Annotated in this window: 11 protein-coding genes; 8 read left to right on the top strand and 3 right to left on the bottom strand. The window is 60.1% G+C overall.

What is annotated here, in order from left to right:
* Positions 1–30 precede the first annotated feature (30 nt).
* The 3 genes from ACZ445_RS05040 to ribD are packed head-to-tail and all read left to right on the top strand — an operon-like array spanning position 31 to position 3,491.
* Positions 31–645 carry a GTP cyclohydrolase II gene (locus ACZ445_RS05040; RefSeq protein WP_058422908.1) on the top strand — a complete coding sequence of 205 codons (615 nt, stop codon included), beginning with the start codon at positions 31–33 and terminating at the stop codon, positions 643–645.
* A 39-nt stretch (positions 646–684) separates the two neighbouring features.
* A complete protein-coding gene (locus tag ACZ445_RS05035) occupies positions 685–2,388 on the top strand; it encodes a WD40 repeat domain-containing protein (protein WP_058422909.1) in 1,704 nt (567 codons plus the stop codon).
* Positions 2,385–3,491, top strand: a complete 1,107-nt coding sequence (gene ribD, locus ACZ445_RS05030) for a bifunctional diaminohydroxyphosphoribosylaminopyrimidine deaminase/5-amino-6-(5-phosphoribosylamino)uracil reductase RibD (RefSeq protein ID WP_464708033.1) — start codon at positions 2,385–2,387, stop codon at positions 3,489–3,491. Before ACZ445_RS05035 ends, ribD begins: the two co-directional genes overlap by 4 nt.
* Here ribD and ACZ445_RS05025 read toward each other — a convergent pair.
* On the bottom strand, positions 3,470–4,396 hold the full coding sequence (locus ACZ445_RS05025) for a LysR family transcriptional regulator (RefSeq protein ID WP_058422911.1): 927 nt from the start codon (positions 4,394–4,396) through the stop codon (positions 3,470–3,472). The genes ribD and ACZ445_RS05025 overlap by 22 nt on opposite strands.
* A gap of 47 nt (positions 4,397–4,443) precedes the next feature.
* On the opposite strand from ACZ445_RS05025, the gene ACZ445_RS05020 reads away from it, so the two are divergent.
* Genes ACZ445_RS05020 through ACZ445_RS05010 form a run of 3 tightly spaced genes read left to right on the top strand, consistent with a single transcriptional unit; the run spans position 4,444 to position 9,091 of the window.
* Positions 4,444–4,857, top strand: coding sequence for a VOC family protein (locus ACZ445_RS05020; RefSeq protein WP_058422912.1), 414 nt, complete (start codon positions 4,444–4,446; stop codon positions 4,855–4,857).
* 23 nt (positions 4,858–4,880) lie between these two features.
* Complete coding sequence (locus ACZ445_RS05015) at positions 4,881–6,032, top strand: efflux RND transporter periplasmic adaptor subunit (RefSeq protein ID WP_464708032.1); 1,152 nt, start codon at positions 4,881–4,883, stop codon at positions 6,030–6,032.
* The gene (locus ACZ445_RS05010) at positions 6,029–9,091 is read left to right on the top strand and encodes a MexW/MexI family multidrug efflux RND transporter permease subunit (RefSeq protein ID WP_464708030.1); all 3,063 of its coding nucleotides are present in this window, start codon (positions 6,029–6,031) and stop codon (positions 9,089–9,091) included. Before ACZ445_RS05015 ends, ACZ445_RS05010 begins: the two co-directional genes overlap by 4 nt.
* A gap of 51 nt (positions 9,092–9,142) precedes the next feature.
* Here ACZ445_RS05010 and ACZ445_RS05005 read toward each other — a convergent pair whose 3' ends face one another.
* A complete protein-coding gene (locus ACZ445_RS05005) occupies positions 9,143–10,537 on the bottom strand; it encodes a PhoH family protein (protein WP_464708029.1) in 1,395 nt (464 codons plus the stop codon).
* Positions 10,538–10,875: 338 nt separating this feature from the next.
* The gene (locus tag ACZ445_RS05000; RefSeq protein ID WP_464708028.1) at positions 10,876–12,000 is read right to left on the bottom strand and encodes a polysaccharide deacetylase family protein; all 1,125 of its coding nucleotides are present in this window, start codon (positions 11,998–12,000) and stop codon (positions 10,876–10,878) included.
* A gap of 119 nt (positions 12,001–12,119) precedes the next feature.
* Between ACZ445_RS05000 and yaaA the strand changes: the two genes are divergently transcribed.
* Both yaaA and ACZ445_RS04990 read left to right on the top strand, forming a co-directional pair.
* Complete coding sequence (yaaA, locus tag ACZ445_RS04995) at positions 12,120–12,899, top strand: peroxide stress protein YaaA (RefSeq protein ID WP_179029242.1); 780 nt, start codon at positions 12,120–12,122, stop codon at positions 12,897–12,899.
* 888 nt (positions 12,900–13,787) lie between these two features.
* Positions 13,788–15,104, top strand: a complete 1,317-nt coding sequence (locus tag ACZ445_RS04990; RefSeq protein WP_464708027.1) for a nucleotide sugar dehydrogenase — start codon at positions 13,788–13,790, stop codon at positions 15,102–15,104.
* Positions 15,105–15,106: the final 2 nt, after the last annotated feature.

The raw sequence follows: 15,106 nt of genomic DNA, 5'->3' as shown, positions 1-15,106 counted from the left end.
GTTGACCATTCAAGCACGGAAGGAACCGCCATGAACCGCCTAAGCGTACGCAACCATGTTGATATCCCCCTGGACGACCATTCCAACCCTGGAACTTTCTACACGTTCAGTGGCCTGGACACGGCACACGAACATATAGTGATAAAGCTTGGCCCCGCCAATCCCATCAGCCCGTTAGTGCGCATTCACTCCGAATGTCTGACCGGCGATGTATTCAGTTCGCAACGCTGTGATTGCGGCCCACAATTAAACGAGTCGATCCAGCGCATGCAGGAAGTGGGTGGCTATCTGATTTACCTGCGACAAGAAGGCCGTGGCATCGGCTTATATGCAAAGTTGGACGCCTACCGCCTGCAAGATTCTGGCATGGACACGTTCGAAGCCAATACCCACCTGAACTTTCCTGAAGATGACCGCGACTTTTCCATGGCCGCAGGCATGTTGAAAGCGCTGAACATCAAACAGTGCCAATTGATCACCAATAACCCGGACAAAGTTCAGGCTCTGGTGGATAACGGCATTGTAGTGGACAACGTTATTCCGACCGGTGTGTTTGTCACCCGACATAACACTCATTACCTGCAAGCGAAAGTCGATAAGAAAAATCACGTGATCAACCTGATGAAACAACCGAAGCGCGCCTGACACTTTCTTCCGCCCACACTACATTAAGGATGATGACGCATGAGACACTTTGGCCCTATTAGTGGTATTGCAACATTCAACGATACGTACGTTGCGACCGCCGGTTATGACAACCAGGTTATTTTGTGGGATGCAAAAACCAAGACGCCGATCCAGCGCGTGCTCCACGACCACCTGGCCAACCAATGCGCGTTCAACGCCAGCGGCACCCTGCTGGTCAGTGCCAGCAGCGACTACACCGCCCGCGTCTGGGAAATTCCCTCGCTGCGCTTGAAAAGCGTGCTGGTGGGTCACGATGACGACATCGAAATGGCCGCCTTCTCGCCGGATGGCCAGACCATCGCCACCTGCTCGCGGGACCACAGCATCCGCCTGTTCGACCTCAGCGGGCGAACCCTGCGGATCCTCAGCGGTCACGATGCCGACGTGATTTCGGTGTGCTGGGCCGCCGATGGCAAGACCCTGGTTTCCAGCAGCGATGACGGTTCGATCCGCCGTTGGGACGCTGCCAGCGGCGAACAACTGGACCTGATCGACCTGGGCGGCGTCGAAACCGACACCGTGGCCCTGTCCCGTGAGGGCATCATTTTCGCCGGCGACGACGAAGGCAAAATCTCCGTGATCAGCAGCAGCGGCACCTACCTGCAAGCTGCCCATGCCGCCGGCATCAAGCGCATCGTATGGAACGACGCGCAGCGCCTGCTGGTCAGCCTCAGCTACGACCGTTGCGTCATGCTGTGGGCGTTGACACCCGATAATCAACTGGTAAAAACCGCCCAGACTTCACTGCCAAGCATCATCTGGCCACGCAGCTGTGCATTGCTGGGCAACCATCGCATCGCCTTCGTGACCTTCGGCTCCACCTACGCCACCTGGGATTTCACCACTCAGGAATGGGACGTGGGCGGCATCGAGCCGGCCATCAGTTTGAACGCCGTCACCGTGGTCGGCGACGACATCTACAGCATCGGTGATGCCGGCATCCTGCAGATCAATGGCCAACCCAGCACCAAGGCCGGCAGTCTGTGCAACTTCCTGCTGCCCTTCGGCGACAGCGTGTTGACCGGCGGCCAGATGGGCACGGTGTTCGACGCCAAGACCGGCGACGTCATCTACCAGCACCGCTCACCGCTCAACTGCGGCACCACCTTTGAAAAAGATGGCCAGTTGCACGCCGCAATCGGTACGTACACTGGCGAAGCCTTGATCTTCAACCTGGAAAACCAGCAGCCGCGCTTCCTGCGCGAAGTGCGCATGCACGAGAACGCCATCAAGGGCATCGCCGCCGATGAACAGTACCTGTTCAGCGTATGCGCGACTGCGGCTGCGGCGTTCTTCCGGATCGCAGACTTCGAGCTGGAAACCTACCTGGACAAGGCCCACGACCGTATTTCCAACGGCTGCACGCAGATCCAGGGCGGCTTTGCCAGTATCGGGCGCGACCTCAAGCTGCGCCTGTGGCAAGCCGGCAACAGCGAGGTGTATGACACCCCTCACAGCCACTCGATCAAGTGCATTGCCATCTCCAAGGACCGCCAGATGATCGCCACCGGCAGCTACGGCGGCACCGTTGCGGTGTTCGACCTGGCCAAGCGCAAATGGGCAAAGGTGGAGAAGATCACCGCCAGCGGTATTTCATGCCTGACCCATGACGCCGAAGGCAGTGGCTTCCTGGCCAGCGCCTACGACGGGCGTATCTACCCGATCACCGCCCACGCTGTGGCAGGGCAACGCCGCCCATGACCCACTTCAGCGAAATCGACTTTCAACATATGCACCATGCATTGTCGTTGGCCGAGCGCGGCAGTCACTCCACCTGGCCCAATCCACGGGTCGGGTGCGTCATCGCCCACGGTGCACACATCGTGGGCGAGGGCTGGCATCGGCGTGCGGGCGGTCCGCACGCCGAGGTCTTCGCCCTGCGCCAGGCCGGTGCCCTGGCCAAGGGCGCCACGGCCTATGTGACGCTGGAACCCTGCAGCCATGTCGGGCGCACCGGCGCCTGTCACCTGGCGCTGATCGAGGCTGGCGTGGCATGTGTGGTCGTCGCCCATGAAGATCCGTTCGAGCAGGTCGACGGTCGTGGGATCGCCGAACTGCGCGACGCCGGGATCGAGGTGCGTGTGGGCTTGCTCAATGCGGTCGCCCGCGAGTTGAACCGTGGCTTCTTGTCCTCGGTCAAGCGCCAGCGGCCGTGGGTGCAGTTGAAGATGGGCATGAGCCTGGATGGCCGCACCGCGCTGAACAACGGGCGCTCGCAATGGATCACCGGCGCCAGGGCGCGCGCCGATGTGCAGTATTGGCGAGCGCGCAGTGCAGCGATCCTCACCGGCAGCGGCACGGTGCTGGCCGACAACCCCTCATTGACCGTACGTGAGATGGCGTCTGCCGAAGCCATCGCGCCGCTGCGGGTGATCCTCGACAGCCAGGCGCGGGTGCCCGGTACCGCAAAGGTGTTCAACGACCAGGCGCCAAGCCTGCATGTGGTGCACGAGCAACATGTGCCAGAAGGCGCCAATGCCGAGCGTTTGCTTGGCCTGCCGGGCAACCAGAATGGCCTCGATCTACATGCCTTGATGGTCCATCTGAGCCAGCGCGGTTTGCATGATGTGATGGTCGAAGCAGGGCCGACCCTGGCCGGCAACCTGCTGCGCGCCGGGCTGGTGGATGAGCTGTTGCTGTACGTCGCGCCGCGCCTGCTCGGTGACCTCGCACGGCCGCTGGTGCATTTGCCGGAGCTGGAAAACCTCATCCATTCCCTGGACTTCACCCTGTACGAAGTGACCCAGTTGGGCCAGGACTTGCGGTTACGCCTGCGCCCCGATCAGTCGACCTGCACGGTATGAGCCACCACTTGCTTGACCTGTTCGCGCAACCACGCATGTGCCGGATCGTCACAGAATCGCTGGTGCCAGATCTGCACAAAGGGAAAGCGCGGAATGCTGAACGGTGGCGGCAACTGCACCAGGTCCGGGTTGAGCAACGTGTCTTCCAGCGTGCGGGTGGCGACGGTAAGGATCAGGTCGGTGTTGTGCAACAGGCTCGGCGCCGTACGCCAGTGCGGCACACTGACGGCGATACGACGGCGCAAGCCTTCGGCACGCAACAGGCTGTCTACTTCACCATTGGCACCACCATCCATGGACACCTGGATATGCGGACGATCCAGGTAGCTCTCCAGATCGAGCATGCCGTCCTTGGACAGGGTCCGCCGGTCGAGCAGGCAGGAAAACGTTTCCTCGAACAACACCTCCATCGACACATCGGGCGTCAGGCTGGGGAACACCCCCAGGGCCAAGTCAATCTTGCCCTGCGCCACTTGCTCGAACATCGCATGCCGGCTGCCCTGGGTCACCACCAGCGTGGTGTTCGGCGCCTCGCTGCGCAGTCGCACCAGCAACTTGGGCAGGATAATCGCCGCACCGTAGTCCGACATCGCCAATTGAAAGGTGCGTTGGGAACTGGCCGCGTCGAAGTCGATGGACTTGCCGAACAGTGTTTCGATCTGGCTGAGGATGTCGCGCAACGGCACCTGGATATTCTGCGCCAGGGCGCTGAGCACCACTTCATTGCCCTCGCGGATCAGGATCGGATCGTCGAGCAGCACCCGCAATTTACTCAAGGAATGACTGATGGCCGGCTGGCTCAAATGCAGTCGCGCACCGGTGCGGGTGACGTGTTTTTCAGTCAGCAGTGCATCGAGCACCACCAACAGATTCAAATCGATATTGCGCAGTAGGACCGTGACCATGCTGTGAATTCCATCTCAGGGAGCAACCTTCAACAAGGAGCAAAACCATGCCTCAACTCAAACGAATCATTGAGACCGCGCTGTACGTAGACGACCTCGACCGCGCCAAAGCGTTTTACGCCCGGCACCTGGAGCTTGAGACGATGGTCGAGAGCAACGTGCTCGTCGCGTTAAACGTCGGTCAGCAGAATACTCTCTTGCTCTTCAAACGGGGCGCCTCTCTTCAAACCAAATACTTGAGCGGCGGCGAGATCCCGCCCCATGACGCCAACGGGCGCATTCATATCTGCTTTGCCATCGACGCCGACGACCTGCCGACCTGGGAGGCGCGCCTGGACAACGCAAACATTGCCATCGAGGGACGCACCCACTGGCCCAAGGGTGGATCGAGCATCTATTTCCGCGATCCGGATGAAAATCTCGTCGAGCTACTGACGCCGGGCTGCTGGCCCATTTACTGACTGCCCCTCAAGGAATGAAGCTTATGTCACACGTCAGTCGATCCGGACGTGCCGTCTCACGAACCACCGTGGCGTTGTTGATCGCCGTGGTCATCCTTATTGCATTGGCGTGGGCATTGTGGCGCTGGAGCCATCCGGCTGCCGCTGCCTACGCGCCCGCGCCGATCAAAGTGGCGGTGGCGCCGGTCAGCGACGCCCCCTTCACCCGCTACCTGGAAGCCATCGGTGAGCTGGAAGCCGTGCAGCAGGTGAGCGTACCGGCTGAAGTCGGCGGGCGCGTGGTGCAGTTGCCAGTGGAATCCGGCCAGCGCGTCGAGCGCGACCAAGTGCTGGTCAGGCTCAACGATGCGCCCCAACGCGGCAACCTGATGCGCCTGCAGGGTGAGTTGGAAAATGCCAAGGTCAAGCTGGAACGCTCGCGCACCCTGGTCAAGGTGAACGCCACGTCCCGAGAAGCCTTCGACAATGCCCAGACCGAATACACCACCGCTCAAGGCGCCCTGCAGGAGCTGAAGGCGCAGATCGACCAATTGACCATTCGTGCACCGTTCGCCGGCACCCTCGGGATTCGCAAGGTTCACCTGGGCCAATTTGTGAACCCCGGCGACAGCCTGATCAACCTGGTCGGCGACAAGGGCCTGTACGTGAACTTCAGCGTGCCGGAGCAAGCCCTGGCACAACTGAAGGTCGGCAATACCCTGGAGGTGCAACTCGACGCCCTGCCGGGGCAACGCTTCAGCGCACGCATCAGCAGTATCGACCCGTTCCTCGACCGCTCGCGCACCCTGAGTGTCCAGGCGCTACTGCAGGCCCCGACCGACGGCGCCCTGCCGCGCATGTTCGCCAAAGTGCGCCTGCCACAGTCACTGCCCAGCAATACCTTGAGCGTGCCGGAAACCGCCATCACCTATAACGCCTACGGTGAAGACGTATTCGTGGTGCAGCCATCGGCCGATGCCAATACCCCCCCGGTCGCCCGCCGCGTATTGGTCAAGACCAGCGAACGACGCAATGGCCGCGTGGTGATCGATGCGGGCTTGAATCCGGGTGACCAGGTGGTGATTTCCGGGCAGATCAAGCTCAGTGACGGTGCCGCTATCGAGCCCCTCGAACGCACGGTGTTGAGCGACGCCAACTCGCCCTCGGGGATGACCATGGCCGGAGAAAACCCGTGAAATTCACCGACCTGTTCGTACGTCGCCCGGTACTGGCCCTGGTGGTCAGCCTGCTGATCGTACTGGCCGGGCTCAAGGCCTACCTTGACCTGCCTGTGCGTCAATACCCGCTGCTGGAAAGCTCGGTGATCAGCGTGACCACCGACTACCCCGGTGCCCCCGCCGAGCTGATGCAAGGCTTTGTGACCCAACCGATCAACCAGTCCCTGGCCTCGGTGGAAGGCGTGGACTATGTCAGTTCCTCATCGGTGCAGGGCCGCAGCCAGATCACCCTGCGCATGGCACTCAACCAGGACTCGGCCAAGGCGTTGAGCGATGTGATTGCCAAGGTCAACCAGGTCAAATACCGCCTGCCTGAACAGGCCTACGACCCGGTGATCGAACGTTCCGCCGGCGATGCGACAGCGGTGGCGTACGTGGGGTTTTCCAGTGATTCGCTGTCGGCCTCGGCCTTGAGCGATTACCTGAGCCGCGTGGTGCAGCCGTTGTTTTCCACGATCGACGGCGTGGCCAAGGTCGAGACCTTCGGCGGCCAGCGCCTGGCCATGCGCCTGTGGCTCGACCCGCAACGTATGGCAGGCCACGGCATCAGTGCCGCCCAGGTGGAACAGGCGATCCGCAACAACAACTTCCAGGCAGCGCCCGGGCAGATCAAAGGCCACTATGTGATCTCCTCGATTCAGGTCAACACCGACCTGAGCAGCCTCGATGAGTTTCGCAACATGGTCATCAGCAACAACGGCGACCACCTGCTGCGCCTGCGCGATATCGCGACCGTCGAGCTGGGTTCGGCAGCCTACGAAACCAGTGCGCTGATGGACGCCAAGCCCGCGGTACACCTGGGCCTCTATGCAACACCCAAGGGCAACCCGCTGTTGATCGTCGCCGACATCAAGCGCTTGTTGCCGAACATCGAGAAAACCCTGCCGCCAGGGGTCAAGGTGGCGCTGGCGTTCGAGACTGCGCACTTTATCGAAGCCTCGATTATCGAAGTGATCGAAACGCTGATCGAGGCCATCCTGATCGTGGTGGTGATCATCTACCTGTGCCTGGGCTCGGTGCGCAGCGTGATCATCCCCATCGTCAGTATTCCGTTGTCGATGCTGGGCGCCCTGGGTTTGATGACGCTGTTCGGCTTCAGCATCAACCTGCTGACATTGCTCGCGATGGTGTTGGCGATCGGCCTGGTGGTGGATGACGCCATTGTGGTGATGGAGAACATCCACCGGCATGTCAAGGAAGGCCGCAGCGCGCTGCAGGCTGCCTTGTTCGGCGCGCGCGAGATCGCTTCGCCGGTGATCGCCATGACCATCACCCTGGCAGCGGTGTACATGCCCATCGGCCTGATGAACGGCCTGACAGGCGCGCTGTTCAAGGAATTCGCCCTGACCCTGGCCGGCGCCGTGCTGGTCTCCGGGGTGATCGCCCTGACCCTGACCCCGGTCATGTGCGCCAAGCTGCTACCGGGCCAGGAGCACGAAGGCACCATGAGCCGCCTGGCCGAGCGCTTCTTCCACCGCCTGGCACGCCTGTATCAGCGCGCGTTGCTGGGCTCGCTGCGCAAGCGCGGGCTGATCCTGTTGTTCGGCGCCTTGGTGCTGCTCAGCCTGCCCTGGCTGTATGGCCATGCGAGCAAGGAGTTGGCGCCCAACGAAGACCAGGGCAACCTGCTGCTGGCGATCAAGTCACCGCAGCACGCCAACCTCGATTACGTAGAGCGCTACGCCTATCAGTTGAGCGGGATTCTCGGCCATTTGCCGGAGACCGTGAGCACCTGGATCATCAACGGCAATGACGGCGTCGCCGCGAGTTTTGCCGGGGTGAACTTCACCGAATGGTCGCAGCGTCAGCGCAGCGCCGCGACGATCCAGGCCGAGCTGCAACAAAGCGTCGACGCCGTGGAAGGCAACTCGATCTTCGTGTTCCAACTGCCGCCACTGCCCGCCTCCACCGGTGGCTTGCCGGTGCAAATGGTGATGCGCAGCACAGAAGACTACCGCTCGCTATACCAGGCCATGGAAGCGCTGAAAACCCAGGCGCGGGCCAGCGGGCTGTTTGCAGTGGTCGACAGTGACCTGGCGTTCAATAACCCGGTGACCCAAGTGCGCATCGACCGCAGCAAGGCCAACAGCCTGGGGATTCGCATGCAAGACATCGGCAGCACGCTGGCGGTGTTGATCGGTGAGAACTACACCAACCGGTTCGCCCTGCAAGGCCGCTCCTACGATGTGATCCCCCAGAGCCAGGCCTCGCGACGCCTCACGCCCCAGGACCTGAATGGCTTCTACGTCGACACCGACACCGGCCAGCAGGTGCCGCTGTCCACCGTGGTGAGCCTGCACAACGTGATCGAGCCGAACAAGCTCAAGCAGTTCAACCAGCAGAACAGCGCGACCTTCCAGGGTATTCCCGCGCCCGGCGTCAGCCTTGGCCAGGCAGTGGCCTTTTTGCAGGAACGCAGCCGCCAGTTGCCCGCCAGTTTCAGCCATGACTGGCAGGCCGATTCGCGGCAGTTCATCCACGAGGGCAATGCGTTGATGCTGACCTTCCTGTTTGCGCTGATCGTGATCTACATGGTGCTGGCCGCGCAGTATGAAAGCCTGACCGACCCGTTGATCATCCTGATCACGGTGCCGCTGTCGATCTGCGGCGCGTTGATTCCCCTGGCGCTGGGGCTGGCGACCATCAATATCTACACGCAGATCGGCCTCGTCACCCTGATCGGTCTGATCAGCAAGCACGGGATCCTGATGGTCGAGTTCGCCAATGAGCTGCAGGTGCTGTACCGCTGCACCCCGGCCCAGGCGATCATGCGGGCGGCACGCATTCGACTGCGGCCGATCCTGATGACCACGGCGGCCATGGTGGTCGGCCTGGTGCCGATGCTGTTCTCGTCGGGTGCCGGTGCCAGCAGCCGTTTTGGCTTGGGGCTGGTGATCGTGATCGGCATGCTGGTGGGTACGCTGTTTACCTTGTTTGTCCTGCCGTCGGTGTACACCCTGCTGTCCAGGGCACATAAACCGGCGATCGATTGGGCACAGGTCGAGCAATCGGCCTGAACACAAAAAACGGGCGTCCCATGGGACGCCCGTTTTAGCAGGTGCTGACGGTCAGAGATGGGATTCGGCGTATTCGGCCAGGATCGAACGTGGAACACCCTGCAGCGCAATGTGCACGCCGTTCGGGAAGTCTTTGAAGCGTTCAGTCAGGTACGTCAGCCCGGAGCTGGTCGCGGACAGGTAAGGGGTGTCGATCTGTGCCAGGTTACCCAGGCACACCACTTTGGAACCGGCGCCGGCACGGGTGATGATGGTTTTCATCTGGTGCGGCGTAAGGTTCTGGCATTCATCGATCAGGATCAGGCTCTGCTGGAAGCTGCGACCTCGGATGTAGTTGAGGGATTTGAACTGCAACGGCACTTTGCTGAGGATGTAGTCGACGCTGCCATGGGTGTTTTCATCATCCATGTGCAAGGCCTCGAGGTTGTCGGTGATCGCCCCCAGCCACGGCTCCATTTTTTCCGCTTCGGTACCGGGCAGGAAACCGATTTCCTGGTCCAGGCCCTGCACGCTGCGGGTGGCGATGATGCGGCGATAGCGCTTGGTCACCATGGTCTGCTCGATGGCGGCAGCCAGGGCAAGGATGGTTTTCCCCGAGCCCGCGGCGCCGGTCAGGTTGACCAGGTGGATGTCCGGATCGAGCAGCGCGTACAGCGCCAGGCTCTGGTAGATATCACGCGGTTTCAGGCCCCAGGCTTCCTGGTGCAACAGGGGTTCCTGATGCAGGTCGAGGATCAGCAACTTGTCGACCTGGATCTCTTTGATCCAGCCCACGAAACCCTGTTCGTCGACGATGAACTCATTGATATGTACGGCCGGCAGGTTATCGATCAGCTGCACCTGGTGCCAGGTACGGCCATGGTCCTGACGGGTTTCGACCTTGCTGACGCGGTCCCAGAACGAGTCGGTCATCATGTGATAACCACGGGACAGCATCGACACGTCGTCGACCAGTTGGTCGGTACTGTAGTCCTCGGCCGCGATCCCACACGCTCGGGCCTTGAGGCGCATATTGATGTCTTTGGTCACCAGCACCACGCGCAGGTCCTTGTCACGGGCGTGCAGGTCGATCAATTGGTTGATGATTTTGTTGTCGTTCAGGTTTTCCGGCAGCAGGCTGTTGGGCTCGCTGCGCTTGCTCATCAGAATCGACAGCAAGCCCTTGGGTCCGCTTTTGCCACGCTGGATCGGCACGCCGACTTCGACATCTTCTGGCGAAGCTTCGCCCAATGTCTTGTCGATCAGGCGGATGGCCTGGCGGCATTCGGCGGCCACGCTGTGGTGCCCGCTTTTGAGTTTATCGAGCTCCTCAAGCACGATCATCGGGATGGCGACGTGGTGTTCTTCGAAGTTGAGCAGTGCGTTTGGATCGTGGATCAATACGTTGGTATCAAGCACATAAAGGATTGGCTGGTCGGAAGAAGGGTTACGTCCATGATCATCCATACTCGGTCACCTTTGTGGGAGCCAGTCGACGCAATACCTGGGCGGTGCTGCGCCTCGATTCGACCACCGACGCACCTGAGTGACGTCAAGCGCAGTGCCCACATGAGGAGTCTTGGAAGACGCCACCTGTGTTGCAGGTTTCGGCGATCTGACTTCGTAATACCGCAAAACGTGTGACAGGAAAAAGCACTTTGACGCTTTTTTGAAGTTTATTTTTCAGGATGACGAATAGCACTAGCCGAGTGCCACTTACCCCGCTAAAGTCGGAAGTCCGCCTGCATCGAAATGTCGCACAAAATCACCCCAGAATCGCCCCACACCCAACAGGGCCGGGCACTTCAGCGAAACGCTTCCCGGCAGCCCTGCCAACCCAGACCACTCTGTGCCGTTGCCTGTAACAGCATGGGCAAAGCGACCCGTGCCTTGTCCTGGGTGTCGTGAAACACAATCACGCCTTTGCGCCACAACAGCATCAAGGTCAGCACCCGTTGCGCCGACTCATCGGCCTTGAGCTTGCCCGGTTCATCCTGGGAGTCGATATCCCATAACGCCACCTGCAAGCCTTGCGCCTGGAAGAAACCCTGGCTGTCCGCGCGGCGCTGGCCATAGGGCGGACGGAACAGCGGCACGTAGTTTTCCGGCATCAGGTTCTGCGCCAAAGACGCACTGCGGGTGATCGAACTCTGCCAGTCCACCCAATGGCTGTGGGAGCGATACTGCCAACCCTGGGTGCCAACACACTGGCCCTGGTACAGCGCCTGCACATCGGCAACCGAGCTGCGCTCGACCCGGGTTTGCAGGCTGCTGCCGAGGGTGAAGAAAGTCGCGTTCATCTTCTGCTTGCGCAGGTAGTCGGCGAGCCAGTCGGTATTGCCGCTGACCGGCGCGGGGCCGCCGTCAAAGGTGAGCAGGAATAGGCGGTCGTTGAACTCGTCGCCATTGCGCTCATGGTCGCCGAAACGCGCGATTTCGCTGCTGATCTGCGGAAACAGCGCGGCCTTGCGCAGCAATTCATCCAGGTAGCGCTCATGGAAGGTATGGCTCGGAGCGGCCCAGCCTATATAGAAGGAGTCTTCGCTCACCTCGAACTTGCCGGCCTGCTCGCGCAGGTCGTCCATGTTCTCCACCAGATAGCAGAACGAGGCGTCTTCCTCGCAGCTCTGCTGGGCGAAGGTGTAGTTCTCCAGCAGGCGCTGCCAGAGCTGGCGGCGCAGGTCGTCGATGGCGGCCAGGTTGATGATCTTCAGGCCCAGGCGCTGCTTGAGCGCGGTTTCGTCCTGGTTCTCGCTGGCCAGCAGGCTGTGGGCGAACATGAGGATTTCGGCGCGTGACGCCACGTCGAACAGCGCCGGGCTGCCGAGTTTTTCGGGCCAGGTGCCACGGTCAAGGCTGGCCACATCCACGGGTGCTGCCTGGGCATTCAGGCACAGCAGGCATGCCGACAATAAAAGCGCTATTCGCACACAGGGTCTCCCTCTCCAGAGTCACCGGCCATCATAGCGGATCGCGCCTATCGCCATCATAGGTGGAGTCAAAACGCCCCAACCCCTAGAATCCCCCCACGTTTACAGGAGACGACTTCATGCTGATGGTGATTTCCCCCGCCAAGACCCTCGATTTCGAGTCAAAGCCGGTAACCCCGCGCTACACCCAACCGCAATACCTTGACCACTCTCAAGAGCTGATCGAGCAACTGCGCGAGTTGAGCCCGGCGCAAATCAGCGAATTGATGCACGTATCCGACAAGATCGGCGGCCTCAACGCCGCCCGCTTCGGCAGCTGGACGCCTGCGTTCACCCAGGAAAACGCCAAGCAGGCGTTGCTGGCCTTCAAGGGCGACGTGTACACCGGCCTGAATGCAGAGACCTTCAGCGATGCCGACTTCACCTACGCCCAGGACCACCTGCGCATGCTCTCGGGCCTGTACGGCCTGCTGCGACCCCTGGACTTGATGATGCCGTACCGCCTGGAGATGGGCACCAAGCTGCCCAATGCCCGTGGCAAGGACCTGTACGCCTTCTGGGGCACCCGTATCAGTGAATGGCTCAACGAAGCGCTGGCCGAACAGGGCGACGACGTGCTGCTCAACCTGGCCTCCAACGAGTACTTCTCGGCGGTCAAGCGTACGGCCCTTAACGCACGGATCATCAACACCGAGTTCAAGGACCTGAAGAACGGCCAGTACAAGATCATCAGCTTCTACGCCAAAAAAGCCCGGGGGATGATGAGCCGCTTTGTGATCGAGGAGCGCATCAATGACCCGGCCAAGCTGAAGCAGTTTGATGTGCAGGGCTATCGCTTCAATGCCGAACAGTCGAAGCCGGACAACCTGGTGTTTTTGCGCGATCACGCACCGGAATAAAGCGCTCAAGAGCACTGATGAACAACTGCGGGAGGGGGCTTGCCCCCGATGGCAATGGATCAGCCAGCTCATCTTTAGCTGACCCACCGCCTTCGGGGGCAAGCCCCCTCCCACATTTTTGACCGCATTTTAATTCATGATCGTCATATTTTTGACGTCAAAAAATATCCTGACGCATCTCTAACAATTCTTTCACTCGACATTCGTTGATTTTTTTCGTAGTGGCACCACTTTTTTCAAACACTAGTGGCACAAAACTATCCCCGCGCGCCAACTCCCTATAACTACTGGCCCAAATAACCAGTGCTATCAATATAATAGCAGTGCCATCTTTGCCAATATTTCAAGAAATTTCAGGAAACAGGATGAGTGGCCTGGAACTTCGCCTAAACCGACGGCTCATACCACCGGTAACGAAATTCTCTGTTTCTGTAAGAGATGACTTACATGACGACCCAAGGAAGTAGCGAAGTTGCCCCATCAACTTTGACTCACGGGTCATATCATCAACTGATATGAGTTGAGGGCGGCGATAAGGATCCATTGCTATCCCCTATAGGCCAAGGCAGCGCTTACCCAAATGTGTCAGTGATGACACCCAAGACGTTGATAAATAAAGGCTAAAAGCCTCTATCAGGGTCTTGCGGCACTGGCGTCGGCACCTTTCCCCAGAAAGGCCGGCTGCATTTCAGGGCAAGCCCCAATAACAAGGCCAAGTTGCGCACAACTTGAGTGCAATAGTTAGTCACTCACTAATTAACATGCCTGTACGCGGTAAGTCGGCGTCTATTCGCCTAACTTCCGTGGCATCAGTGACGCTTGCAAACATGAACTCCGGCCAATTATTGGCATGATTAATACGGTCTTGAAGACAAAGAGGTAAATGCGATGCGCATCAGCATATTTGGTTTAGGTTACGTTGGCGCAGTCTGTGCCGGTTGCCTGTCTGCCCGTGGCCACGACGTGGTCGGCGTGGACATCTCCAAGGATAAGATTGACCTGATCAATGCAGGCAAATCGCCCATCGTTGAGCCCGGTCTGGGCGAGCTGTTGAGCCAGGGTATCGAAACCGGCCGGCTGCGTGGCACCACCAACTTCGCCGACGCCATCCGCGATACTGACCTGTCGATGATCTGCGTCGGCACGCCGAGCAAGAAAAACGGCGACCTGGAACTCGACTACATCGAAGCCGTGTGCCGCGAGATCGGTTTTGTCCTGCGTGACAAAACCACCCGCCACACCGTGGTCGTGCGCAGCACTGTACTGCCGGGCACCGTGGCCAACGTGGTGATCCCGATCCTCGAAGACTGCTCCGGCAAAAAAGCCGGCGTCGACTTCGGTGTCGCGGTCAACCCGGAATTCCTGCGTGAATCCACCGCCATCGCCGACTACGACCTGCCACCGATGACCGTCATCGGCGAGTTCGACAAAGCCTCCGGCGATGTCCTGCAGTCGCTGTACGAAGAACTCGACGCACCGATCATCCGCAAGGACATCGCCGTTGCCGAGATGATCAAGTACACCTGCAACGTGTGGCACGCCACCAAAGTGACCTTCGCCAACGAAATCGGCAACATCGCCAAGGCCGTCGGCGTCGACGGTCGCGAAGTGATGGACGTGGTCTGCCAGGACAAGACCCTCAACCTGTCCCAGTACTACATGCGCCCAGGCTTCGCCTTCGGTGGTTCGTGCCTGCCTAAAGACGTGCGCGCCCTCACCTACCGCGCCGGTTCCCTGGACGTGGAAGCGCCGCTGCTCAACTCGCTCATGCGCAGCAACGAGTCCCAGGTACAGAACGCCTTCGACATCGTCTCCAGCCACGACAAGCGCAAAGTCGCCCTGCTGGGCCTGAGCTTCAAGGCCGGCACCGATGACCTGCGCGAAAGCCCGCTGGTCGAACTGGCCGAAATGCTGATCGGCAAGGGCTTCGACCTGAGCATCTACGACAGCAACGTCGAGTACGCCCGTGTGCACGGCGCGAACAAGGACTACATCGAAGGCAAGATCCCGCACGTGTCGTCCCTGCTCAACTCGGACTTCGACGAAGTGATCAACAACTCCGACGTGATCATCCTGGGCAACCGCGATGAGAAGTTCCGTGCCCTGGCGCAGAACGCACCGCACGGCAAGCGAGTGATCGACCTGGTGGGCTTCATGTCCAAGGCCACCTGTGCCACAGGTCGCACCGAAGGCATTTGCTGGTAACA

Source organism: Pseudomonas allii (genome assembly GCF_055380095.1).
Note: the sequence above shows the minus strand (reverse complement) of the source record. Positions and strands in the feature narration are given on the sequence as shown.